General features: G+C 61.4%; 23 protein-coding genes. 5 read left to right on the top strand and 18 right to left on the bottom strand.

The features are described from left to right. Window positions 1–11: 11 nt before the first annotated feature. Together D4A92_RS17300 and cysG are read right to left on the bottom strand one after the other, a co-directional pair. The gene (locus D4A92_RS17300; protein WP_054158624.1) at window positions 12–326 is read right to left on the bottom strand and encodes a DUF2849 domain-containing protein; all 315 of its coding nucleotides are present in this window, start codon (window positions 324–326) and stop codon (window positions 12–14) included. 1 nt (window position 327) lies between these two features. Next, window positions 328–1,770 (bottom strand): siroheme synthase CysG, encoded by a 1,443-nt coding sequence (cysG, locus tag D4A92_RS17295; RefSeq protein WP_203016093.1) that lies wholly within the window; start codon window positions 1,768–1,770, stop codon window positions 328–330. 269 nt (window positions 1,771–2,039) lie between these two features. Between cysG and D4A92_RS17290 the strand changes: the two genes are divergently transcribed. From D4A92_RS17290 to D4A92_RS17280, 3 genes are read left to right on the top strand one after another with little or no spacing between them, the layout of a single operon-like run. After that, entirely contained in the window at window positions 2,040–2,627 is a 588-nt protein-coding gene (locus tag D4A92_RS17290; protein ID WP_203016091.1) for a deaminase, read from the top strand. Window positions 2,628–2,647: 20 nt separating this feature from the next. After that, window positions 2,648–3,481 carry a nucleoside triphosphate pyrophosphohydrolase gene (gene mazG / locus D4A92_RS17285; protein WP_203016089.1) on the top strand — a complete coding sequence of 278 codons (834 nt, stop codon included), beginning with the start codon at window positions 2,648–2,650 and terminating at the stop codon, window positions 3,479–3,481. A gap of 6 nt (window positions 3,482–3,487) precedes the next feature. Next, on the top strand, window positions 3,488–4,705 hold the full coding sequence (locus D4A92_RS17280; RefSeq protein ID WP_203016077.1) for an FAD-dependent oxidoreductase: 1,218 nt from the start codon (window positions 3,488–3,490) through the stop codon (window positions 4,703–4,705). Here the strand turns inward: D4A92_RS17280 and bchJ are convergent. From bchJ to dusB, 11 genes are all read right to left on the bottom strand, one after another. Next, on the bottom strand, window positions 4,671–5,366 hold the full coding sequence (gene bchJ, locus D4A92_RS17275) for a bacteriochlorophyll 4-vinyl reductase (RefSeq protein ID WP_203016075.1): 696 nt from the start codon (window positions 5,364–5,366) through the stop codon (window positions 4,671–4,673). The two genes, D4A92_RS17280 and bchJ, sit on opposite strands and share 35 nt — an antisense overlap. Then, window positions 5,353–6,978, bottom strand: coding sequence for a magnesium-protoporphyrin IX monomethyl ester anaerobic oxidative cyclase (gene bchE, locus D4A92_RS17270; protein WP_203016073.1), 1,626 nt, complete (start codon window positions 6,976–6,978; stop codon window positions 5,353–5,355). The genes bchJ and bchE overlap by 14 nt, the downstream gene beginning before the upstream one ends. Before the next feature lie 84 nt (window positions 6,979–7,062). Next, window positions 7,063–8,397, bottom strand: a complete 1,335-nt coding sequence (gene hflX, locus D4A92_RS17265) for a GTPase HflX (RefSeq protein WP_246753967.1) — start codon at window positions 8,395–8,397, stop codon at window positions 7,063–7,065. A 67-nt stretch (window positions 8,398–8,464) separates the two neighbouring features. After that, on the bottom strand, window positions 8,465–8,716 hold the full coding sequence (gene hfq / locus D4A92_RS17260; protein ID WP_006728386.1) for an RNA chaperone Hfq: 252 nt from the start codon (window positions 8,714–8,716) through the stop codon (window positions 8,465–8,467). A 111-nt stretch (window positions 8,717–8,827) separates the two neighbouring features. Beyond that, on the bottom strand, window positions 8,828–9,691 hold the full coding sequence (locus D4A92_RS17255; protein WP_203016071.1) for a D-amino-acid transaminase: 864 nt from the start codon (window positions 9,689–9,691) through the stop codon (window positions 8,828–8,830). A 13-nt stretch (window positions 9,692–9,704) separates the two neighbouring features. Further along, window positions 9,705–11,081 (bottom strand): Trk system potassium transporter TrkA, encoded by a 1,377-nt coding sequence (gene trkA, locus D4A92_RS17250; RefSeq protein ID WP_203016069.1) that lies wholly within the window; start codon window positions 11,079–11,081, stop codon window positions 9,705–9,707. A 49-nt stretch (window positions 11,082–11,130) separates the two neighbouring features. After that, window positions 11,131–12,495 carry a sigma-54-dependent transcriptional regulator gene (locus D4A92_RS17245; protein ID WP_203016067.1) on the bottom strand — a complete coding sequence of 455 codons (1,365 nt, stop codon included), beginning with the start codon at window positions 12,493–12,495 and terminating at the stop codon, window positions 11,131–11,133. Further along, window positions 12,485–14,752, bottom strand: a complete 2,268-nt coding sequence (locus D4A92_RS17240; RefSeq protein ID WP_203016065.1) for a sensor histidine kinase NtrY-like — start codon at window positions 14,750–14,752, stop codon at window positions 12,485–12,487. The genes D4A92_RS17245 and D4A92_RS17240 overlap by 11 nt, the downstream gene beginning before the upstream one ends. Before the next feature lie 180 nt (window positions 14,753–14,932). Next, window positions 14,933–16,384 carry a nitrogen regulation protein NR(I) gene (gene ntrC, locus D4A92_RS17235; protein ID WP_203016063.1) on the bottom strand — a complete coding sequence of 484 codons (1,452 nt, stop codon included), beginning with the start codon at window positions 16,382–16,384 and terminating at the stop codon, window positions 14,933–14,935. Beyond that, window positions 16,384–17,517: a two-component system sensor histidine kinase NtrB gene (locus tag D4A92_RS17230; protein ID WP_006728392.1), complete on the bottom strand. Its 1,134-nt coding sequence runs from the start codon at window positions 17,515–17,517 to the stop codon at window positions 16,384–16,386. Before D4A92_RS17230 ends, ntrC begins: the two co-directional genes overlap by 1 nt. After that, the gene (dusB, locus tag D4A92_RS17225) at window positions 17,514–18,530 is read right to left on the bottom strand and encodes a tRNA dihydrouridine synthase DusB (RefSeq protein ID WP_203020009.1); all 1,017 of its coding nucleotides are present in this window, start codon (window positions 18,528–18,530) and stop codon (window positions 17,514–17,516) included. The genes D4A92_RS17230 and dusB overlap by 4 nt, the downstream gene beginning before the upstream one ends. 158 nt (window positions 18,531–18,688) lie before the next feature. Here dusB and D4A92_RS17220 point away from each other — a divergent pair, with 158 nt between their 5' ends. Together D4A92_RS17220 and D4A92_RS17215 are read left to right on the top strand one after the other, a co-directional pair. Further along, the gene (locus D4A92_RS17220; RefSeq protein ID WP_203016061.1) at window positions 18,689–19,897 is read left to right on the top strand and encodes a bifunctional 2-C-methyl-D-erythritol 4-phosphate cytidylyltransferase/2-C-methyl-D-erythritol 2,4-cyclodiphosphate synthase; all 1,209 of its coding nucleotides are present in this window, start codon (window positions 18,689–18,691) and stop codon (window positions 19,895–19,897) included. Further along, window positions 19,897–20,403 carry a CinA family protein gene (locus D4A92_RS17215; protein ID WP_203016052.1) on the top strand — a complete coding sequence of 169 codons (507 nt, stop codon included), beginning with the start codon at window positions 19,897–19,899 and terminating at the stop codon, window positions 20,401–20,403. The genes D4A92_RS17220 and D4A92_RS17215 overlap by 1 nt, the downstream gene beginning before the upstream one ends. On the opposite strand, the gene D4A92_RS17210 is transcribed toward D4A92_RS17215, so the two are convergent. The 5 genes from D4A92_RS17210 to lpdA form a co-directional block, all read right to left on the bottom strand. After that, window positions 20,388–20,840 (bottom strand): type II toxin-antitoxin system RatA family toxin, encoded by a 453-nt coding sequence (locus D4A92_RS17210; RefSeq protein WP_203016050.1) that lies wholly within the window; start codon window positions 20,838–20,840, stop codon window positions 20,388–20,390. The two genes, D4A92_RS17215 and D4A92_RS17210, sit on opposite strands and share 16 nt — an antisense overlap. 9 nt (window positions 20,841–20,849) lie before the next feature. After that, entirely contained in the window at window positions 20,850–21,419 is a 570-nt protein-coding gene (locus tag D4A92_RS17205) for an AAA family ATPase (RefSeq protein ID WP_203016048.1), read from the bottom strand. Window positions 21,420–21,490: 71 nt separating this feature from the next. Further along, window positions 21,491–22,483, bottom strand: a complete 993-nt coding sequence (gene lipA / locus D4A92_RS17200) for a lipoyl synthase (RefSeq protein ID WP_203016046.1) — start codon at window positions 22,481–22,483, stop codon at window positions 21,491–21,493. Window positions 22,484–22,521: 38 nt separating this feature from the next. Further along, window positions 22,522–22,776, bottom strand: coding sequence for a GlsB/YeaQ/YmgE family stress response membrane protein (locus D4A92_RS17195; RefSeq protein WP_040300877.1), 255 nt, complete (start codon window positions 22,774–22,776; stop codon window positions 22,522–22,524). Between the two features lie 76 nt (window positions 22,777–22,852). After that, on the bottom strand, window positions 22,853–24,298 hold the full coding sequence (gene lpdA / locus D4A92_RS17190; RefSeq protein WP_203016036.1) for a dihydrolipoyl dehydrogenase: 1,446 nt from the start codon (window positions 24,296–24,298) through the stop codon (window positions 22,853–22,855). Window positions 24,299–24,324: the final 26 nt, after the last annotated feature.

Below are 24,324 nucleotides of genomic sequence, written 5' to 3'. Positions count from 1 at the left end.
TACCTCAGGCCTCAAGCCGCAATGAATGCCGGGTCGGCATAACCGTGCCCTTCGGCATATGCAATGGTTGGGCCTTCCGCCCGGATACGTTCCCGCAGACGCAAAGGACGCAGCTTGCCATCCTTCTCCTCGATCTCGATGACGTTCACATCGACCACGAGATTGCTGGCAAAGGCCTGCTTGCCGGCGGTTTCCAGTGCTTCGACAGCCTCGGCATGGCGGGCAACGAAGGCTTCCTGCAGACGCTCGGTCCACTGGCCATTGGCGTCGAGCCAGACGGCGATGCCGTCGGTCAGGCGGTTTGCGGTCAGAACCTTGTCTACCATGTCAATTCCTCTGCGTTTCCAGTTCGGCCGACACGCGCGCGCCCAAGGGTTCGGAGCGGCTGAAATCGGCGCCGGCGACGGCGTCGCCGATAATAACCATGACCGGACCCGTCAGCTCCGTGCGAGCCTCTAGGCCTGGCAATTCCTTGAGCGTACCGTGCAGCAGGCGGCTGTCGCGGCGCCCGGCATTTTCGACCACGACAACGGTCGTATCTTCGGCGAGGCCGCCTGCCATCAGGCGTTCGGCGACGGAGGCAGCCACTGTGCGGCCCATATAGACGGCGACTGTGGCACCCGACAGCGCAAGCCGCGCCCAATCCGGCAGGACGTTACCCTGCAAATCGTGGCCGGTGGTGAAGACCAGCGACGAGGATACGCCGCGCAGGGTCAGCGGCAGTTCGAAGTCGGCAGCGGCAGCAAGTGCCGAGGTCACGCCGGGGACGATCTCGTAGGGAATGCCTGCATCGCGAAGTGCTGCCATCTCTTCTCCGGCACGACCGAAGATCAGCGGATCGCCGGACTTCAGGCGGACGACGCGCTTGCCGGCATGGCCGAGTTCGACGAGGAGCGCGTTGATCTCGTTTTGCGACTTCGAATGACAGCCCTTGCGCTTGCCGACGGGAATGCGCTCGGCATCGCGGCGGCCCATGTCGACGACTTCGCGCGGGACCAAGGCATCATAGACAATCACGTCGCATTCCATCATCAGGCGATGGGCACGCAGCGTCAGCAGATCTTCCGCACCCGGGCCTGCACCGACGAGGAAAACGCGACCTTCAACGCGATCGGCAGCAACGCCCTTCAACAAGCGGGTGGCTTCGCGGCGGGCCAGGCTGATCTCGTCCGCCTCGACGTGATCGGCGACCTTGCCCTTGAAGAAATCGCGCCAGAACAGCCGACGCGGAGCGCCACGAGGGACGAGGCGATCGACGGCGCGGCGATAGGAATTGGCGAGACGACCAAGCTTGCCGAGCGAACGCGGCAGGAGACGGTCGATGTCGGCACGGATCATTTGGGCGAGAACCGGGCCCACACCTTCGGTGCCAATGGCAACGGCGATGGGGGCACGGTTGACGAGTGCCGGCGTGTAGAAATCGCAGTAGTCGGGCTGATCCACGGCATTGGCCGGGATGCGGGCGGCGCGGGCGGCAGCCACGATCTCGCGGTCGAGAGCGCCCTGCCCCGTTGCGGCAAAGACCAGACGCGCGACCTGAACTTGCGAGGGATCGAAAGTCTTGGCGATCTGCTCAATTGCGTTTGCAGCCAGAAAGGCAGCGTAATCCTCTTCCGGGGCATCAGCATAGGCGATGATGCGGGCTTCGGTGTTCTTCAGCAGGCGCGCCTTGGCATAGGCCTCGTCACCGTTTCCGAAGACGGCGGCGACCTTACCCTCGACCTTGAAGAAGGCCGGGAAGACCGAAAGCTGTTTGTCCTGCTGTGCCATGAATCATCCGTTCAAAGTAAGCCTCATCATCGCGTTTCGGCTTTGAGAATTGAAGAAACAGGAATCCCTTCGCCCCCGCACTGAGGTATTTCTGTCCTAGTCTCCTCGCCCTTGCGAGCAAAATGCACCGTTGTGTTCAAAGTCTGACGCGATCGCTCTCGCCCTCGCCTAAATGGCTGGGAAAACCGAAGTGGGTGCATCATTTCCCTTTCGGCCGCTGCTCGGCAAGCGCTAAGATTGCATTGCACAAGACTGCGGAGCGCGCCACCTTGACCACACCCGAACTTACCCGTCGCCTTCTCGACGTGATCGAACATGACATCCTGCCGCTGACTACCAAAGGCGTCGCTGCCGGCAACAAGGTTTTCGGCGCCGCGATCCTCAGGAAGTCGGACCTATCGCTGGTGCTTGCCGAGACCAATAACGAACTGGAGAATCCGCTCTGGCACGGCGAGGTGCATACATTGAAGCGCTTCTACGAGCAGGGCGAACGGCCCGACACGAGGGATCTGATCTTCCTCTCGACCCATGAACCCTGCACGATGTGCATGTCGGCAATCACCTGGGCCGGCTTCGACAATTTCTACTATTTCTTCAGCCATGAAGACAGCCGCGACGCCTTTGCCATTCCGCATGACCTGAAGATCCTCAAGGAAGTTTTCGGCCTGGAGCCGGGCGGCTATCGGCGGCAGAACGCCTTCTGGCTGAGCCATGCGATGATCGAAATGGTGGCCTCCGCCAGCGATGCCGATCGCCCCGCACTCTTCGAACAGGTGAGCCGTATCAAGGCTCAGTATGACCTTTTGTCGGAGACTTACCAGTCGTCCAAGGGCGATAACGACATTCCGCTCAACTGAGCGAGCCATACGGGATAAAAATGGAAGCCTCCACCGACATCGATCGCCTGCTCGAAATCATGGCGGCGCTGCGCCAGCCCGAAACGGGTTGCCCTTGGGACATCGTCCAGACCTTCGAGACGATCAAGCCCTATACGATCGAGGAAGCCTATGAGGTGGCCGATGCGATCGAGCGCAAGGATCCTGATGATCTCTGCGAGGAGCTGGGCGATCTGTTGCTGCAGGTGGTCTTTCATGCCCGGATTGCCGAAGAGGAAGGCCTGTTCTCTTTCGGCGACGTGGTCGAGGCGATCAGCCGAAAGATGATCCGCCGCCATCCGCATGTCTTCGCCCGCTCGGATGCCGATACTCCGGAAGCCGTGAAGGCGCAGTGGGACACGATCAAGCAGGAAGAGAAAGCTGAACGTCTCGCACGCCGCGCGGCCCGTGGATCCGCTGCCGATCCCGACACCGGCTATCTCGGCTCGGTACAGCGGTCGTTTCCGGCGCTCACAGAAGCGTTAAAGCTGCAAGAGCGTGCCGCCAAGGTCGGGTTCGACTGGTCGGAGGCCACGCCCATCCTCGACAAGATCGAGGAGGAAATCGGCGAATTGCGTGAGGCGCTGGCCGAAAACAAACCTGACAAGGTCAAGGACGAACTCGGCGACTTGATCTTCGCACTGGTCAATATCGGCCGGCATGTGGGGGCGGAACCGGAACAGGCACTGCGCGGCACGAACACGAAGTTCCGTAATCGTTTCAGACATATAGAAACTTCTCTTCATGCATCAGGCGAAACGCTGGAAGCGGCTTCGCTGGAACGGATGGAAGAACTCTGGCAGGCCGCCAAGAGCCTCACGCGACCTATCGGCTGAACCAGCATGAAGCTCCATGGATTCGATGTGGTCATTGCAGGCGCGGGTGTAGGTGGACTTGCGCTCGGCACGATGCTGGCCCGGTTCGGCGCCTCTGTGACACTCTACGACCAGATGGATGCGCCACGTCCGGTGGGCTCCGGCTTCGTGCTGCAGCCGACGGGGGCTCAGGTACTCTCGGCGATGGGGCTTCTCGATCTAGTCGCCGCGCGCGGACGACGCATCGACCGGATGGTCGGACGGTTGAAGGACGGCGGCAAGCCGGTGCTCGACGTGCGCTACCGGTCGGGCGAGTTCGGGATCGCTGTCCAGCGGGTGGCGCTGTTCGACACCTTGTTCGACGCGGCTCGAGCAGCCGGCGTGATCTTCGAGGCGTCGGCGCGGATCAACGGCGTTGAGCCGGGGCCTCGTGCCCGTCTCGTCTTCCAAGATGGTTCTCGTTCATTGCCGGCAGACCTTGTCATAGACGCCATGGGTGCCAATTCGCCGATTGGCAGTCGCCCGGACAGCGAACTCAGCTATGGAGCGCTTTGGGCAACGGTACCCTTCCCCGATGACGGGCCTTTCCAGGAGGACCTGCTCGAACAACGCTACGACCGTGCCTCACGGATGGCCGGCGTGCTGCCGGTCGGCACTGCCCACGAGGGCGCGTCCGCCATGGCGACCTTCTTCTGGAGCCTGCGCACCGCTGATCATCCGGAATGGGTCAAGGCTGGACGCGACGCGTGGCTGGAGGCTGTGGCCAAGCTCTGGCCTGATGCGCTTCCGCTCGCGGCTGTCGCGGAGCCGGTTCATGCCCGCTATCGCCACCAGACGCGTCCGCCGGTGATCGGGCGCCATGCGCTGAAGATCGGTGATGCCTGGCATGCGACCAGCCCACAACTCGGCCAGGGTGCAAACATGGCGCTGCTCGACGCTGCGTCGCTCGTCTCCGCGCTGGTTCACGCACAGGATGTGGAAAAAGCCATCGCGCGGCATTTGCGGCAAAGGCAGATGCATGTGCGCAGCTACCAGTTTCTCAGTCGGGTGCTGACACCCTTCTACCAATCGGACAGCCGTCTCCTGCCTGCGCTTCGCGATCACCTGATCGCGCCCGTGACGACCTTGCCGGGCGTGCGATCCATCATCTCGACGCTTGTGACGGGCGATCTTCTCGATCCGGTCGGTCGGCTGCAGCTCTCGGAGACATTCAGGCCCGCCGCAGTGACCCGGTCGCAGCCGTAATCGTCCATTCGCAGCAGTCGTTGCCCTTGGCTTGGCAGCGAGGGTGTAGCACCGAAACTTGGGTTGCGGTCAAGGTTCCGAAGAGGCGTTCGAAGACGGCTCCATGCCAGGGGCAGCCGGGCGTTGCCAAGGGGTTATTCTTGATCGCCAGGTGAATGACCGGTTGGCGCCAGGCACGGACCTCGGCTGAGAACCGGCCGCTCCCGGCAAACGTCCAGGCGTGAGCCGAGATGGCAAGGACAAGCAGGCGAGAAGAGACGGCGGTTGGCAGGTGTGGCAACAGGCGGCGTGCCGGTTTTGGGATGCGATTGGCCAGCAGATAGTGGCCGGTACGGTGTCCGGCTTCCGCCAGGACGTGGGTGGCATCCTGATCCGACAAGGTGTCGCAAAGCATGGCGAAGAGCCGCTGCGGCTCTCGTTCATCCAGCATCGTGCCGGGTGGATTGGCGTAGCGATGGCCGATGCCGGCGCGGTCGAAGATCATGCGCGCCGTCTCTTCGCCAAACAGCGCCGCGAGCGCCTGTCCCGTCTGGATCAGGCTGTTAGGCCCGATCCGGGCGCCGTTGCCGTCAGAGATCGGCGTGCCGCTGCGGGCAAGTTCCGTCTCTCCATCAGAGCCCTCAGCTTCCCTTCCCGAAAGGCGGGCCTCAGACGTGGGCATCGTGGCTCTCCGGCCCTCCGCCGCAGGCAAGCACGGGTGTCCTCGCTTCTTCCGCGGCACCAGCCTTGCGGGCGCGCAGCTGGCTGGCTCTGTCGGAGGCCGCCTGCCAGTCGGCCATCTGGGCTGGTGCGATCTTGCGGCTCATGTCGAAGCCGAAATCGACCTTGTCCTTCGATTGCGGCCCCCAGTAATTGTGCTTGCCGAGATCGTAGAACTTGCGCTCGAAGCCAGCCTTCATGAAGGCCTTGAGGCAACCCAGCAGATAGCGGCGGCGAAAACCCTTGCCGCGCCAGGGGTAATGAAAGAGCGCCTTGATCATGTAGAAGCGCCGGTAGTTGTTCATGACGCGGTCGAGCAGTTCGGCCCGGTCCATGGCATCTGGCTTCATGATCGGCGTGACGAAATTGTATTTCGAGAAGTCGAAGATCTCGACCTTGTCGCCCAATTCCTGAAACAGCGGCGAGAAGGGCCAGGGGGTGTACATGGCCCAGTTGGCGAGATCCGGGTTCCAGTCGCGCGCCATGCGATAGGTCTCTTCCAGCGTCTCCGCCGTCTCGTTCTCAAGCCCGACGATGAACTGCGCCTCGGTGAAGATGTCGGCTTCACGGAGCAGACGGATCGCCTTCTTGTTCTCAGCGACCTTGGTTTCCTTGTTGAAGCGGTCGAGCTTCAGCTGGGCGGCGGCTTCCGTGCCGAGCGAGACATGCACGAGGCCGGCCTTGCGATAGAGGGCCAAATATTCCTCGTCGCGGATGATATCGGTAACGCGGGTGTTGATGCCCCATTTCACCTTGTCCGGCAGGCCGCGGGCAATTAGCTCTTCGCAGAAGGCGATGAACTTCTTGCGATTGATGGTCGGCTCCTCGTCGGCCAGGATGAAGAAGCCGACCTGGTGGTCGTTGACTAGCTTTTCGATCTCGTCGACCACCTTCTTCGGATCGCGGATGCGATAATCGCGCCAGAACTTCCACTGCGAGCAGAACGAGCAGGTGAAGGGGCAACCGCGCGCCATGTTGGGGATCGCGACGCGCACGCCGAGCGGCACATAGATGTATTTCTCCCATTCGAGCAGCGTCCAGTCCGGCTCGACGGCATCGAAGTTCTTCACGGTGGGGGCTGCGGGCGTGGCGATGATCTTGCCGTCGTCGGTGACATAGGCGAGGCCCTTGATCCCTGCTCTCGCCACCTTCCAATTTCCAGCGGCAAAGGCGCGGGCAAGTTCGACAATAATCTCCTCGCCCTCGCCACGGACGATGACGTCGATATAGGGCGCCTCGGTCAAGACCTGCTGGTACATGAAGGTGGCATGGATGCCGCCGAGAACCCGGAGCGCCTGAGGGCAGACCTCCTTGGCGATCTCCAGGCAGCGCTCGGCCATGTAGATCGACGGGGTAATTGCGGTGCAGCCGATCAAATCCGGCTGTAGACTGCGCAATTCCTCGCGCAGCCGATCCTCGGTCATGTCGTTGGTCATGGCATCAAGGAAATGGATGTCAGTGAAGCCTGCGGACTTCAGCGCGCCGCCGAGATAGGCGACCCAGGCTGGTGGCCAGTTGCCGGCAATCTCGGCGCCGCCGGAATGATAGTTCGGATGAATGAAGACGACGCGCATGACCACCTCCCGTGTGTGTAAACAAAAGTTGACACACATGGTCGAGCGATCAGTTGACCTGGATCAAGCGGTGAAGACGCGCTTTCAGCGCTCCCAGTCTTCCCTGACGGGGGGCTTCAGGCCGCCGAGCTTCCGCTCCAACTCGTTGGCCTGCCGATCGGTCAGGCGCACGTCGAGGCTGACGGAGCCGTCCTCGTGATCTTCACGGCCATCGACGATGCCGTTTTCATAGAGCCAGGAAATCACCGCATGCTTGTCGCTGGGAATGGTGATTGTCGCTTCGGTCAGCACGCCCGAGAGGCGCTGCGAGATGACGTCGAGAAGGGTGTCGACGCCCTCGCCCGTGACGGCGGAGACCGGCAGGACGTTTTCGCGACCCGCCGCCTTCTGCAGAAGGCCGTCGTGGTTCTCAGGGTCGAGACGATCGATCTTGTTCCAGACTTCGAGGATGCGCTCGGCGCGTTCCTTGTCGTCGATGCCGAGATCGTCGAGGATGCGCAGGACATCTGCCGACTGGGCGCCGTTATCCGGATCCGACATGTCACGGACATGCAGCACCAGATCGGCTTCCAGCACCTCTTCGAGTGTCGCGCGGAAGGCGGCAACGAGGTGCGTCGGCAGGTCGGAGATGAAACCGACGGTGTCCGACATGATCACGGTTCGACCATGCGGCAGCTTCATGCGTCGCAGCGTCGGATCGAGCGTTGCAAACAGCATGTCTTCGGCCAGAACACCCGCACCGGTGATGCGGTTGAACAACGTCGACTTGCCGGCATTGGTGTAGCCAACCAGGGCCACGATCGGATGCGGCACCTTGCGGCGCTTGGCGCGGTGCAACTGGCGGGTACGAACAACCTGCTCAAGCTCGCGCTCGAGCTTGATGATCTTCTCCTGCAGCTGGCGGCGGTCGGCTTCGATCTGGGTTTCACCCGGACCACCCATGAAGCCAGCACCACCGCGCTGGCGTTCAAGGTGGGTCCAGGAACGGACCAGACGGCCCTTCTGGTAATTCAGATGGGCGAGCTCGACCTGCAGCGTGCCTTCCTTGGTGGAGGCGCGGCGGCCGAAGATCTCAAGAATCAGGCCCGTACGGTCGATAACCTTGGCGCCCCATTCCTTTTCGAGATTGCGTTGCTGAACAGGCGTGAGCGGGTGATCGACGATGACGAGACCCGCGTCGAACTCGTCGAGCAGTGCCTTCACTTCGGCGATCTTGCCAGATCCCATCAGCGTTGCCGGGCGCGGCTGGTTGACCTGAACAATCAGACCCTGAACGATGGTGAGGTCGATGGCACGGGCAAGGCCGATCGCCTCTTCGAGACGTGCTTCGTTGGACCGGCTCGGGGCCGGCGGGGCCCCTTCAGGCAGTGCTTGCGCCTTCGCCTGCTTCAGGACGGGCACGAGCACGAGCGCCCGCATGTCATCCCGGCGCTTTTCGTCCTCCGGGATGATCGATTCGTTCTTTGTATCTCGGCTTGTGATGATCTCAGTCCTGTCCGGAAGAGGCTTCGTCGTTCTCGAACATCGTCATCGGCTGGCCGGGCATGATGGTCGAGATGGCGTGCTTATAGACCAGCTGGGAATGGCCGTCGCGACGCAGGAGAACACAGAAATTGTCAAAGGATGTCACAACACCGGTGAGCTTCACGCCGTTGATCAAGAAGATCGTCAGCGAAATCTTCTGCTTTCGTACGGTGTTGAGGAAGAGATCCTGCAGGTTCTGAGAACGTTCCGCCATGGCGCCGCTTCTTTCTTTCTTGCCGGTGCTTTGCGACCGGTGTGATTATTGTTTGTTAACTGATCAGCGCAGAGAAAATGCCCCTCGTCCCTTCGCCGAAAAAACGTGGTATCAAATCACCGTCTTCTCCGCAACGTCGAAAAAGGTCGAACGGATGCGCTCGGCCATGGCGCCGGGATGACCGTTTCCGATCGGCTGGCCGTCGATTTCGACGATCGGAAAACAGATGCTGGTGGCGGCGGTGATGAAGACCTCGCGCGCGGTGAGCATTTCCTCGCGGGAAAACTCGCGCTCCTGCACGTTGATCCCCAACCTGTCCGTTACGTCCATCAGGCCTGTGCGCGTGATGCCGCGCAGGATGCCGTGTTCGGCGGGACGGGTGACGAGCACCCCATCCTTGTCGACGATCCAGACATTGGTCGCCGCCCCTTCCGTCACCATGCCGCGCGAATCGACATAGATCGCTTCCTGCGCACCCTTCTCCTTGGCCGCCTGACGGGCCATGGCATTTGGCAAAAGGCCGACAGTCTTGATGTCGACGCGATCCCAACGGTTGTCCGGCAGAGTGATTGCCTTCAGTCCCGTCTCGTTCTTCTTCGCGATGACAGAGGGATCGGTGATCTTGGCTGTGATCACCAGGCTCGGCGGTGTGTCGGCTGAGGGATAGACATGGTCGCGCCGGGCCACACCGCGCGTAACCTGGAGATAGAAGAGACCATTCTTAACGCGATTACGGCGCGCTACTTCACAAATGACCTGGGTCAGGGCCGCGCGACTCATCGGGGCCTTCATCTGGAGTTCGGACAACGAACGGTCAAGACGGTCGAGGTGCCGTGTCAGATCGACGATCACCCCATGGCGAATTTCGCAGACCTCATAGACCCCATCGGCAAACTGGTATCCCCGATCCTCGATATGCACCGCCGCGTCGGCATGGGGCAGGTAACGGCCATTGACATAGGCGATGCGTGGCATGGGGCTGGTTCTTTCAGAAATACTGGATCGATACGCGGAAGAGTTGCTCGACATGGCGCACGGCGTCGGCAGCTGCGAACATGACCACGCGATCCTTGGCTTTGATCTTCGTTTCGCCATCCGGGCGGATCACGGTCTTGTCGCGCAGGATCGCGCCGACGCGCAGTCCGGGCGGCAATTCGAGTTCCCGGAAGGGTTTGCCGACGAGCGGCGAGGTTTCGAGCGCCTCGGCCTCGATCACTTCGGCCTTGCCCTTCTGGACGGCATAGACGGCGCGGATACGGCCCTTGCGCACATGCTGTAGCACGCGCGAAATCGTAACGGCACGCGGATTGATATGGGCATCGATGCCGATCGAGGTGGCAAGATCGTGGAAGGACGGGCTGTTGATCAGCGCCATGCCAGACTTGCAGCCGAGGCGCTTGGCCATCGCAGCACTCAGGATATTCGTCTGATCATTGTTGGTGAGCGTCACCATCAGATCGGCATCCTGGATGTCGGCCTGCTGCAGGATGTTCTGGTCGAGCGCCGAGCCATGCAGCACAATGCCGTCCTGCAGCTGATCCGATACGGACAGCGCGCGCTCGCGGTCGTTCTCGATGATCTTCAGACGAGTCTTTGGCTGCATCTGCTCGATGGACTTAGCGACGTAGTAGCCGATATTGCCGCCGCCGGCGATGACGATACGGGCCGCTTCCTGTTCTTCATGGCCAAAGAGGCCAAGGGTTCGACGGGCATGGTCCCGCTGGCAGATGACATATGCGAGGTCGCCGACCTGCAGGTGGTCCTGCGAGCGAACGACATGCAGGCGGCCATTGCGCCAGATGGCGCAGACGGTGGCCATGAGATCGGGAAAAAGTTCGCTCAACTGATTGAGCGGCGTGTCGACAACAGGGCAATCTTCCATACACTCGATGGCGAGCATCGCAATATGGTCGTCTGCGAACCGGACGATATCGGTGGCACCAGGGAAGGAAATTCGGCGCAAGACCATCTTGCCCACCTCGATCTCGGGCGAGATCGTGACGTCGATCGGCAGATTGTCGCGACTGAAAAGGTCGGAATACTCGGGACGCAGGTAGTTTTGGGAGCGAATACGGGCAATCTTGGTCGGCACGTTGAAGAGCGAATGCGCGACCTGACACGCCGTCATGTTGATCTCGTCATAAAGCGTGACGGCGATCAGCATTTCGGCCTGGTCTGCGCCGGCGCGCGCCAGCACATCCGGATGGGCGCCGTGACCGACATAACCGCTGACATCGAGGGTCTCGGTGATGTGCGAGACGAGCGACGCCGAGGTGTCGATCACCGAGACGTCGTTGCCTTCCTGGGAGAGGCGTTCGGCGATACCATAACCGACCTGGCCCGCGCCGCAGATGATGACTTTCATGGCAAGCTTCCTGCCCCAGGTTCGCGTCTACCGGATTCGTTTCGCCCGCTTATACGCCAAGCGATTTCAGTTTGCGATGGAGGGCCGAGCGTTCCATGCCGACGAATTCCGCGGTCCGTGAAATATTGCCGCCAAAGCGGTTGATCTGGGCAATCAGATAGTCACGTTCGAACATCTCGCGCGCTTCGCGCAGCGGCAGCGTCATGATGTGGGTATCGTTACGCGCGGACACCTTTGGCAACATGTCGGAGAGATCCTGCGGCAGCATTTCAGCGCTGATCGGCGAATCGGGACTGTCACCCTGGGCCAGAATCATCAACCGCTCGATGTTGTTGCGCAGCTGACGGATATTGCCCGGCCAGTCGTTCGCCTGCAGAACCGCCATTGCGTCGTCTCCGATCTTGCGCTGGCGGATGCCGGCGTGTTCGGAAACCTGCCGCATGAACATGTCGACCAGGAATGGGATGTCCTCGCGGCGCTCGGCGAGTGCCGGCACCTTGACCGGGACCACGGCCAGGCGATGGAAAAGGTCCTCTCGGAACCGACCCTCGGCGATCAGGCTCTCCAGATTGTAGGCGCTCGACGAGATGATGCGGACGTCGACCTTGACGCGCTTGGATCCGCCGACACGCTCGAACTGCTGTTCGACGAGCACGCGCAGGATCTTGTTCTGCGTCTCGCGCGGCATTTCGCCGATTTCGTCGAGATAGAGAATACCGCGATGGGCCTCTTCGAGCGCACCGATCCGGCGCGGTTGGCCCGGTGTGCCCTCGGTGCCGAACAGTGCCATCTCCATGCGATCAGGCGTGATCGCCGCCGCGTTCAGCGAGATGAACGGTCCGCCCGAGCGGGCCGAGCGCTTGTGAATCATGCGTGCGACGAGTTCCTTGCCCGAACCGGAAGGGCCGAAGATCATGATGCGGCTGTTGGTCGGCGCAATCTTTTCGATCGTCTGGCGCAATTGCGAGACGGCGACTGAAGTACCGATCAGTTCGATCGCGTCACCCGTGCGGCGCTTCAATTCGGAGACCTCGCGTTTCAGCTTGGAGTTCTCCAGCGCGCGCTCGGCGATCAGGATCAGGCGGTCGGCCTTGAAGGGCTTCTCTATGAAGTCGAAGGCGCCCCGCTTGATGGCGGAGACGGCGGTTTCGATGTTGCCGTGGCCGGAGATCATCACGACCGGCAGTTCCGGATGGCGGGTCTTGATCTCGTCGAGCAGCGACAGGCCGTCGAGGCGGCTGCCCTGCATCCAGATATCGAGGAAGACCAGCCGTGGCACGCGATCCGAAATGGCGGCCAGCGCGCTATCGGCGTCATGCGCCGTCCGGGTTTCATGCCCTTCGTCGCTCAGAATGCCGGAGACGATCTCGCGAATGTCTTCTTCGTCGTCGACTACGAGAATATCAGAGGCCATGGACCTTTTCCTTATCGCTTTCAGTCTCGATGGCGGCAGTGTCTGCGCGCGGCAGGATGATGCGGATCATCGCGCCCCTGCCCCGGTCGAAATCGGCCGGTGCGTCGTGCAGCTCTAGCTGCCCGCCATGCTCTTCAATAATCTTCTTCACGATGGCGAGGCCGAGGCCGGTGCCCTTCTCGCGCATCGTCATGTAAGGTTCGAGAATCCGGTGGCGGTTCTCGCTCGGCAGCCCACGGCCGTTGTCGATGACATCGACAATGAACCGGTCCTGGTCACCGTCGAAGGCGGACCTGACGAGGATCTTGCCGCCCTCGCCAAGTTCGTCCTTCGGCACGGCTTCGATCGCTTCCACGGCGTTCTTGACGATGTTGCCGACCGCCTGCGCCAGCATGCGTGCATCAAAGTTTCCTTCGAGCGGCTCATCGCCGAAATCACGCTGGAATTCGATTTCAGCACTGCCTATTTCGCGCAGGAAGACGGCGTCCGTCAGGATTTCGCGCAGGTCGGAACGCTGCTTCGTCGGCTTCGGCATGCGGGCAAAGGCCGAGAACTCGTCGACCATGCGGCCGATGTCTTCGACCTGGCGAACGATGGTATCGGTGCACTGGTTGAAGACGGCCTTGTCATCCTCGGCAATCTGCTTGCCGTAACGACGCTTGAGGCGTTCGGCCGACAGCTGGATCGGTGTCAGCGGGTTCTTGATTTCATGTGCGATACGCCGGGCAACGTCGGCCCAGGCGGTCGAACGCTGGGCCACGACCAGATCGGTGATTTCGTCGAGGGTGATGACATAGGAATCAACCGAGCCGCGTGTCTCCTCGCGCGTGACCTGCACATTGAGCGTCCGCTCCTTGCCGCCGCGGATCATGTTGATCTGCTCGCGGTAACCACCGCGATGGCGGACGGCTGCTTCTGCGAGAACACGATCCACTTCTGGCGCCACCAGGGCGAGTTTCTGTCCGATCAACTGCTCGGCCGGCAATGCCAGGAAATACTCGGCCGATGGGTTGACGATGGTGATGATGCCATCGTCCTCGACGCCGATGACGGCGGCCGTGACACCGGACAATACGGCCTCGATGAAGCGGCGACGGTCGTCGACCTCGTCCTTGGCCTCAAGGATCTCGTCACGCTGCGAGCGGATCTGCGAGACCATCTTGTTGAAGGTCCGCGACAGGCTGCCGACGTCGCCATCGGCGGCGCGTACCGGCACGATGACGTTGAGGTTCCCCGAGGCGATGCTGTCGGCCGCGCCGATCAACAGCCGGATCGGTCTTACGATCCGGTCGGCAACCGCAATTGCCGTCCAGATCGCTGCGAGCAGAACGATCAGCGCAAAGCCGAGATAGAGAATGGCAAAAGCGATCTGCAGCGTCGTTCGGCCATCTTCCATCGACTGGTATTCGGCGGTGTTCTCCTCCATCAAGCGCATGGCCTGCATGACCTTCGGATCGACGGCGCGTATCGTATAGAGGAAGGTGCCGGAGATACTGTCCAGCTTGATGATGGCGCCGACGAGGTTCGTGATGCCAGGCGGGATCAGCGTCGGCTGGCCGGAAGCAGCGCTGCCAAGGGCATCGCGCGGAATGGCCGGAAGTGGCTTGTCCGTATCGATATCTGCCTGGCTGATTGCCGATCCGTCCTCGCGCACCAGAAAGGCGCCCAGCATGCCGCGGCCCCGGGCCTGACGCGTCATCAGATCCACGAAGCCCTGGCGATCAAGATAGAAGAGGGAGCGATTGCGCTCCAGATCGTTGGCCATCGAGATCGTCTGACCCTGCAGATAGCTTGCGCTTTCCAACATATAGGCCTGGGCGACATTCATCGACGAGGAGACGATCGACTGCGTTCTGATCGAAAACCAACGGTCGAGACCGACATTAAGGGTGATTGACGCGAAAATCGCGACCAGGATCGCCGGCGTGATCGCGATGATCGAGAACAGGGCGACGATTCGAACGTGCAGACGCGCAGCGGCACGGCCTCGGTTGCGCGCCTTGAAGAGACGCATCACTTCGCGCCCGATCAGGAACATAAGCCCGACGATAAACAGCGAATTGATGACGGCAGAAGCAACGAGGACCTCTGAGGTCGGCTCGATCGACGTGAGGCCCAGCAAAATCGGCAAGGTCAGAGACGCACACAGGAGCGCGCCGCCAGCCAATAAAAGGCCCGGCAGTGCGAAGGATGCGCGCCGATCTTGCGCCAGCGCGCTGTCGACGTCCGCTGCGGAGGCAGTCCTCACGCGTGCCATCATCTTCCCCCGGATCCGCGTAACCGGATCTCGTTAATGCGGCGATCTCTCGATCGCGGCAAATTGTATGCTGCAAAACTCCGACGAACCTGGCTCACGCCAACAGCGGGTCAGGCCACGAAGCAACGTGGCTTTTGAGCAACGCATTGTGGCGAAATTGCAACGGCGGCTTGCGCCTTGTCAAGCGGAGCGGGAACTGCGGTAGACCGACACACCGAGTTCACGGATCTTCTTGCGCAACGTGTTGCGGTTCAGGCCGAGCAGATCGGCCGCCTTGATCTGGTTGCCACGGGTGGCGGTCAGGGCGGCGAGGATCAGCGGATACTCCATCTCGGTCAGAACGCGGTCGTAGAGACCTGAGGGCGGAAGCGCATCGCCGAAAGAGGCGAAATAGGTCCGCATGTTCTCTTCGACGGCCTGGGAAATCGTCATCGTGCCCGAGGGCATGCCGACCTTGGCGATCGGGCTGTCGGCGACATCGGCGCGCAGTTCCTGCTCGACGATTTCACGGGCAATCACGTCCTGTGGGTAGAGCGCCATCAGGCGGCGTACCACGTTCTCCAGCTCGCGCACGTTGCCGGGCCAGGCATAGGCCTTCATCACCTCCAACGCCTCGTGGTCGAAACGCTTGGAATCGAGGCCTTCTTTTTCGCCCTGCTGGATGAAATGTCGGACCAGATCGGGGATATCTTCGGCGCGATCGCGAAGCGGCGGCAGGCGCAGCGGCACGACATTCAGTCGGTAATACAGGTCTTCGCGGAAGAGGCCCTGATTGATCGACTGTTTCAGATCCTTGTTGGTCGCCGCGACGATACGGACATCAGTGCGTATCGGGGTGCGGCCGCCAACGGTCGTGTACTCGCCCTGCTGCAGCACGCGGAGCAGACGGGTCTGAGCATCCATCGGCATATCACCGATTTCATCGAGGAAGAGCGTGCCGCCTTCGGCCTGTTCAAAGCGGCCGGTGGAGCGGTTCTGGGCGCCGGTGAAGGCGCCCTTCTCGTGGCCGAAGAGTTCCGATTCGATCAGGTCCCGCGGGATGGCCGCCATATTGATGGCGACGAAAGGACCGTTCCGGCGCTTGCCGTAGTCGTGCAGTGCCTTGGCGACCAGCTCCTTGCCGGTACCCGATTCGCCGGTGATCATCAGCGTCAGGTCCGTCTGCATCAGACGCGCAAGTACGCGGTATATTTCCTGCATGGCTGCCGAACGACCGACCAGCGGCATGCCATCCTGCGTGTCGTCGTCGAGACGGGCGGGTCGCTTTTTCGGTTCCGACAGCGCGCGACCGATGATGGCGATCAGTTCGGTGAGATCGAAGGGCTTGGGCAGGTAATCATAGGCGCCCTTCTCGGACGCCTTGATCGCGGTCATGAAGGTGTTCTGGGCGCTCATGACCAGCACCGGCAGATCCGGCCGCGCCTTCTTGATGCGCGGCAAAAGATCGAAAGCGTTTTCGTCGGGCATGATGACATCGGTGACAACGAGGTCGCCCTCGCCCGCAGAAATCCAGCGCCAAAGGGTCGCCGCATTGGAGGTGATCCTGACATCGTAACCCGCGCGGCTCAGCGCCTGGTTCAGGACCGTGCGGATCGCAGCATCGTCATCTGCAACAAGGATCGTCGCTGTCATCAGTTCGTTCCCGTGGATTTTGGCAAAGGCGCATCTTCGAGCGCCGTCTCTTTCGACATGGGCATCAGGACCCGGAAGGTGGTACGGCTCGCCTGGCTGTCACATTCGACGATCCCGCCATGGGCACCGATGATCTTGGCGACGAGCGCCAGACCGAGACCCGAGCCATTCGTCTTCGTCGTGATGAAGGGGTCGAAGAGATGCGGGAGCAGGTCGGATGGCACGCCGGGGCCATTGTCATGGACGCAGAATTCGAGCGGCAGGGAGATCTTTTCGCGGGAGCCGGCGACCGAGAGGCGAATGCCGGGGCGATAGGCCGTTGTCAGCTGGATTTCGCCGTCGGAGCGCTCGCCGATGGCCTCCGATGCGTTCTTCACCAGGTTTAGGAAGACCTGCACCAGCTGGTCCCTATTTGCGTAGACCGGCGGCAGCGACGGGTCATAATTCTCGGTGATCCTGATGTTACGGGCAAAGCCTGCTTTCGCCACCGCCTTCACCTGATCGAGCACCGAATGGATGTTGATCGACTGACGGTCGACCGGCCGCTCGTCGGAAAAGACCTCCATGCGATCGACCAACGAGACGATGCGATCCGTCTCGTCGCAGATCAGGCGGGTCAGCGCCCGATCTTCATCGGTGACGGCTGTCTCGAGCAGCTGCGCAGCACCGCGGATACCGGAGAGCGGGTTCTTGATTTCATGCGCCAGCATCGAGGCAAGGCCGGTGACGGATCGGGCGGCCGCGCGATGGGTCAGCTGGCGGTCGATCTTGTCCGCCATCGACCGTTCCTGGAAAACGACCACGACATTGCCGGGCTGGCTGAGGACCGGTGCCACATAGAGATCGACCAGCTTTTCCTGGCCGAGACGCGGCGAGCTGAGGTCGACGCGGTATTCATTGACCGGCGCACGGCGTTCACGAACCTGTTCGATCAAGGACAGAAGCGGGCTGCCAAAAGGGATGAATGTCGAAATGCGGTAGCGGGCGAGATGCGTGGCGCTCGCGCCGAAAAAGGCCTCGGCCTCCCAGTTGGCGAAAGCGATATGCCCATTGGCATCCACCATCACCACCGGGTTCTGGATGGCGTTGAGCACGGCCATGGCGAGGCCACCGCTCTTGTCATTCGCCGTCATGCGGCCTCCTGTCTGGCGCTGGCGCCACCGTGATCCGAGAGCGCCCGCCGCAAGGCTTCAACAACGAAGCCCTGATCCTTCGATGTCATGATGGATGCCTTCGCCTCCGGTGCGAGTTCCGGCGCGTGGCGATGGAGATACCAGCCGAGGTGCTTGCGGGCGTGGCGCACGCCGACTTCGGCACCATAATGTTCGAGCATCGCCCGATAGTGCTCGACGACGACGTCGGATATCTCGGATGCAGCAGGTCCCGCATGCCCCGCGAGAACGCCGGCATGCCATGGGCGGCCCTGGCAACCGCGACCGATCATGACGGCATCGGCGCCGGAGCGTCGCAGGATCTCTTGGGCATCCTCGACCGTTTCGACGTCGCCATTGGCAATCAGCGGAATCCGGATGGCGTCACGGACGGCGGCGATCGCGTCCCAATTCGCCTTGCCCTCGTAAAACTGCATTCGGGTGCGGCCATGCACGGTAATCAGCTGCACACCGGCGGCCTCGGCTCGGGTCGCAATGTCGGGCGCATTGAGCGAGGTTTCGTCCCAACCGAGGCGCATCTTGACCGTCACCGGGATCTTCACTGCCTTGACGGTCGCCTCGATCAGAGACAGGGCGTGGTCCGGTTCGCGCATCAGGGCCGAGCCAGCATAACCGCCGATCACCTTCTTGGCCGGGCAGCCCATGTTAATGTCGATGATATCGGCACCATTGGCCTCAGCGATCACCGCCGCTTCGGCCAGCCATTTCGCCTCACGTCCGGCAAGCTGGACCATATGCGGGGTGAGCCCTGCCCCTTTCAGCCGCGACCAGCTTTCGGCTGCGTTGAAGACCAGTTCGCGGCTCGCCACCATTTCGGTGACCACGAGGCCGGCGCCGAAGCGGAAGGCGAGCTGGCGGAACGGCAGGTCCGTGACGCCCGACATCGGCGCAAGCACGACACGGTTCCGAACGGGAACCGGGCCAATGCTGAAGGGCGTGTCCAACGCGACGGAATTCAAATGATTATCTTTCAGGCATAGAGCGCATTTGCACTATTTTTAGCCAGCGTTCTCTGGCTTGCCAAGAGGCAAAGCTCACCGTTCGACAAAAATTCGTGCAAATGCTGGAAAAGCCGATGGCGAGCCGATAGAGCACGGTTGCGAAGAAAATGTGTCATGGACCAGGCGAGGCGATGGAGCAAGAGCGGAGCGGAACAATCGGGATCGTCGTGGTTGCCGCTGGCCGAGGTGAACGCGCCGGCGCTTCCGTCGAAGGGCCGAAGCAATACAGGCGCATTGGTGGCAAGCCTGTCATCTGGCACACGCTGAAGCGCTTTCTCGACTGGCCCAAAAGTGGTCCTATTGTCCTCGTCATCCACCCGGAAGATCATGGGTTGCTGGAAGCCGCCATTGTCGATCTCTCTTCCCGGGATTCTTTGATCGTGGTCGAGGGCGGCGCCACCCGCCAGGCTTCAGTGCTCAACGGGTTGCAGGCCCTGCACGATCGGGGCGTTCGGCATGTTATGATCCAGGACGGTGTGCGTCCCTTTGTCGACGAGGCTCTTCTGGACCGGATCGCACTCGAACTCGATGCGGGAAAACCGGCCGTGCTGCCCGCCATACCCGTCTCGGACACGATCAAGCGGGGCGACACCTCGGGCGTCGTCACAGCCACCGTGCCCCGCAACGATCTTTACGCGGCGCAGACACCACAGAGCTTCCACTACGAGACTATCCTGGCCGCCCACGAGCGCGCCGCGACCGAGCAAGCAGTGGACTTCACCGACGACGCCTCGATCGCCGAATGGGCGGGCATACCTGTCCAGCTCGTCGCGGGCTCGATCGACAATGTCAAACTGACCGTAAAGAAAGATATCGCCATGGCCGACGAGAAACTGAAGGCTAGCGCCCTCCCCGACGTTCGCACTGGAAACGGCTATGATGTGCATCAGCTCGAGCCCGGCGACGGCGTCACGCTCTGCGGCATCTTCATTCCGCATGATCAGAAGTTGAAGGGCCATTCCGATGCCGATGTCGCGCTACATGCCCTGACAGACGCACTGCTTGCCACCTGCGGTGCCGGCGATATCGGTGATCACTTTCCGCCTTCGGACATGCAATGGAAGGGCGCTCCATCGCGCATCTTCCTTGAACACGCAGCAAGGGTCGTGCGCGGTGCCGGCGGCACGATCATGAATGCGGATATTTCGCTAATTGCCGAAGAGCCTAAGATCGGGCCGCATCGTCAGGCGATGCGGGAGAAGCTCGCCGAGATCCTCGACATCTCGCTTGATCGCTGCTCGGTGAAGGCGACGACCAACGAGAAGATCGGCTTTGTCGGCCGTGGGGAAGGCATCGCCGCAATCGCAACGGCAACCGTCGTCTTCCGGGGAGCGGACTGATGGGGATATATCCGGCGGATATCGAGCAGCAGGCCGCAACGGTCATCGCGGCCTATCGGGATCTCGGCTGGATGATTGCGACGGCCGAATCCTGCACCGGTGGCCTGATCGCCGGTGCGCTGACGGAGATTGCCGGCTCTTCAGCGGTCGTCGATCGTGGCTTCGTCACCTATACGAACCAGGCAAAGATGGAATTGATCGGCGTTTCGAGTGTAACGCTTGCAGCTTTCGGGGCCGTCTCGAAGGAGACAGCATTGCAGATGGCGCAAGGCGCACTGATCCGTTCAGACGCCCATGTGGCGGTCGCCGTGACCGGCATTGCTGGCCCGGGTGGCGGATCGGCTGACAAGCCTGTCGGATTGGTGCATCTGGCACTTCGGAGCCGCAGCGGGGAAATCGATTACCGGGAGATGCGCTACGGAGATATCGGCCGCGATCAGGTGCGGCTCGCAACCGTTAGGACAGCACTCGACATGCTGGCTGGCGCCGCTCAGACGCCTGCGTAAATCTTGTCGGCGCGCGCCTCGAAGGCTTCCGAAAACATGCGGAAGGCGCGGTCGAACATCGAGCCCATCAGCGCGCCCAGGATGCGGTTCTTGAATTCGTAGTCGATGTAGAAATGAACCGAGCAGGCGCCCTCGCCGGCCTCTTCGAAACGCCAGCGATTGTCGAGATACCGGAACGGTCCCTCGATGTATTTCACGTCAATGGCGCGCTCGGCAGCTGCCAGCAGTACCTGCGTCGTGAAGGTCTCGCGGATCGCCTTGTAGCCCACCGTCATGTCCGCCAGCAGCAATTCTTTCCCGTCGCGTTCGCGGCGCGAGCGAATGGTTAGCGCTTCGCAGAGCGGCAAAAATTCAGGATAGCGCTCGACGTCGGCGACGAGGGCATACATACGTTCGGGCGAGTGCTTGACGAGGCGGCGGGTTTCAAACTGTGGCATGTCTGCGACTTAATGAGGAACCCCGGCAAGATCAAGCAGGTGCGCCATTTCGCCGTGGGATTTGAGGGTGACTACGGGCACGTTCGGACCGTGACGCTCGATTTCCTGGATGATGCGGGGCGAGAAGCGGCGCTCGAAGTGCCAGATGTAGGAAAGGAATTCGCGGTCCGGCCATTTCTCGACACAGCCGTCGGCCATTTCGGGCCGGTGCTTGCCGACAAACTTCGCCGCCCGGCGATAAACACCAAGCAGACAACGCCAACGCGGCAACCGCACCCAGATAACAAGATCGGTGCGATGCAGGCGGATGTCGAAGCTCGAGGGATTGGTGCCGTCAAGGATCCATCGCTCGCGACCGACGATGTCGGATATGATGGCGCGCTGCTCGGCTCTCGGGCGCTGTACCCATGCGGGAAGCCAGAAGACTTCGCGATCCATCGAGTGGTTGGGGAGATCGAGTGCGGCGGCGAGCTTGCGGGACAATGTGGACTTGCCGCCGCCGGAGCAGCCGATGACCATGATCCGCCGCGCCTGACGCAATTGCGCGGCTCCATCTTCCAACGATTTAGTGAACATCATCACAACCACACACTCCTTGCGTGTGGTTGCTTTAGCGCCGTCTCACTTCGTTTGGAAGTTTGGAGACGTCTTCAGACCTTTGCCACCAACTTCTCCCGCGCTGCCTTCAGCCTTGCAAAGTCATCGCCGGCATGGTGCGACGAGCGGGTCAGCGGGCTCGACGAGACCATCAGGAAGCCCTTGGTATAGGCGATGTCCTCGTAGGACTTGAATTCTTCCGGCGTGACGAAGCGCTCGACCTTATGATGCTTGCGGGTCGGCTGGAGATACTGGCCGATGGTCAGGAAGTCGACGTCGGCGGAACGCAGGTCGTCCATCAGCTGCAGGACTTCATTCCGCTCTTCACCGAGGCCCACCATGATGCCCGACTTGGTGAACATGGTCGGGTCGAGTTCCTTCACCCGCTGCAGAAGACGGACGGAGTGGAAATAACGGGCACCCGGGCGAACCGTCAGATAGTTGCCGGGAACGGTTTCCATGTTGTGGTTGAAGACGTCGGGCTTGGCGGCGACAACGCGCTCAAGGGCACCGGGCTTCTTGAGGAAGTCAGGCGTGAGGATTTCGATCGTGGTCTCGGGTGATGCTTCGCGGATGGCCCAGATCACCTTTTCGAAGTGTTCGGCGCCGCCATCGGCGAGATCGTCACGGTCGACGGAGGTGATGACAACGTGTTGCAACCCCATTTGGCGGACGGCCTTGGCGACATTGGCCGGCTCATCGAGATCGAGCGGGTTCGGTTTTCCGGTCGCGACGTTGCAGAAGGCGCAGGCGCGGGTGCAGATCTCGCCCATGATCATAAAGGTCGCGTGCTTCTTGTCCCAGCACTCGCCGATATTCGGGCAGCCAGCTTCCTCGCAGACCGTTACCAGCTTGTGGGAACGCACGAGCTCGCGGGTCTCGTGATAGCCCTTCGAGGTCGGTGCCTTGACGCGGATCCATTCCGGCTTGCGCAGCACTTCGGTGTCGGGCTTGTGGGCCTTTTCCGGATGGCGGATGCGCTTCTCGTCTGCAGGCACCAGGGGTGCCGCATTCGAAAGATTGGTCCTGTCGAGAATGGTGACCATAATCAAACCCTATGTGCCGCCTGACGCGGCCTTTCTGGTTATCGCCGGACGAGCCGGGCGACGAAAAGGAGGATGCTTGCGCCGACAAAGCTGGTGATCAGATAGCCCAGCCAGTCACCTTCGACAAAAATGCCAAGGCGGCGGAATATGGCAGCTGCGATCGCGGCACCGACGATGCCGATCACGATGTTCATGAAGACGCCGAAGCGCATATCCATGAGCTTGCCGGCAAGCCAGCCTGCGAGACCGCCGAAAAATATCGTCGCGATGATGCCGACTTCGAAACCAGCCATGTCGAGCCCCTTTCGGACCATTCAGTTGGAACCTGCCGCCCATATAGGCGGCAAGGCCCCGTTTCACAACCTGACTTTAGGCGTTGAGGACGCGACCATAGGCGTCGAGGACGCTTTCCTTCATCATTTCGGAGAGCGTCGGGTGCGGGAAGATCGTATGCATCAGCTCCTCTTCCGTCGTCTCGAGGTTCATCGCGACAACGAAGCCCTGGATGAGTTCGGTTACTTCCGCACCGACCATATGGGCGCCGATGAGTTCGCCGGTCTTCTTGTCGAAGATCGTCTTGATCATGCCCTGGTCTTCGCCAAGCGCGATCGCCTTGCCATTGGCGGCGAAGGAATAGCGGCCGACGCGGATGTCGCGGCCCTGTTCTTTCGCCTTGGCTTCCGTCAGACCGACCGAGGCGACCTGCGGGTTGCAATAGGTGCAGCCCGGGATCTTGGCCTTGTCCATCGGATGAACGTTCGGCAGACCAGCGATCTTCTCGATGCAGATGACACCTTCATGCTCGGCCTTGTGGGCGAGCATCGGCGGGCCGGCGACGTCGCCGATCGCGTAAAGGCCCGGCACATTGGTCTTGCCATAGCCGTCGATGACGATGCAGCCGCGATCGGTCTTCACGCCGAGCGTTTCGAGGCCGAGGTTCTCGATGTTGCCCTGGACGCCGACGGCGGAGATCAGGCGGTCAGCGGTGATCGTCTGGATCTTGCCGTCCTTGGTCTCGACATGGGCGGTGATCGAGTTTGCACCCTTTTCGACCTTGGAAACCTTGGCTTCGGTGATGATCGTCAGTCCGCGCTTTTCCAGCTGCTTGCGGGCGAATGTGGAGATTTCGACGTCTTCGACCGGCATGATGTTGGCCATCAGCTCGACAACGGTAACGTCGACGCCCATGGAGCGGTAGAAGGAGGCGAATTCGATCCCGATCGCGCCCGAGCCCATGACGACGAGAGACTTCGGCATGAAGTCCGGCTTCATCGCCTCGAAATAGGTCCAGATCAGCTTGCCATCCGGCTCGATGCCGGGCAGCGCACGCGGACGCGCGCCGGTCGCAACGATGATGTGCTTGGCGGTGTAGGTGCCCTCGCCCTTGACACCCTTCGGAACCGGGTTCTGCGGCTCGACGACGGGCTTGGTCATCTTGCCGACGACGACTTCGCCTGGCTTCGTCAGCTTGGCTTCACCCCAGATCACGTCGATCTTGTTCTTCTTCATCAGGAAGGCAACGCCGCCGTTCAGACGGGCCGAAACGCCGCGCGACCGGGCGACCACGTCCTTGACGTCGGCGGTCATCGTGCCGTTGAGCGTCAGACCATAAGACTTGGCGTGATTGGCGTGGTCGAGGATTTCGGCTGAGCGGAGCAGCGCCTTGGTGGGGATACAACCCCAGTTCAGGCAGATGCCACCCAGATGTTCGCGCTCGACGATCGCGGTTTTCAGGCCGAGCTGGGCGGCACGGATGGCGGTGACATAACCGCCGGGGCCGGAGCCGATGATAATGACGTCGTAAGCATTCGACATGGGGCTTCCACTCCTCGGTTTCCTCA

It is taken from the genome of Rhizobium rosettiformans (genome assembly GCF_016806065.1).
GTDB lineage: Bacteria > Pseudomonadota > Alphaproteobacteria > Rhizobiales > Rhizobiaceae > Allorhizobium.
Note: the sequence above shows the minus strand (reverse complement) of the source record. Positions and strands in the feature narration are given on the sequence as shown.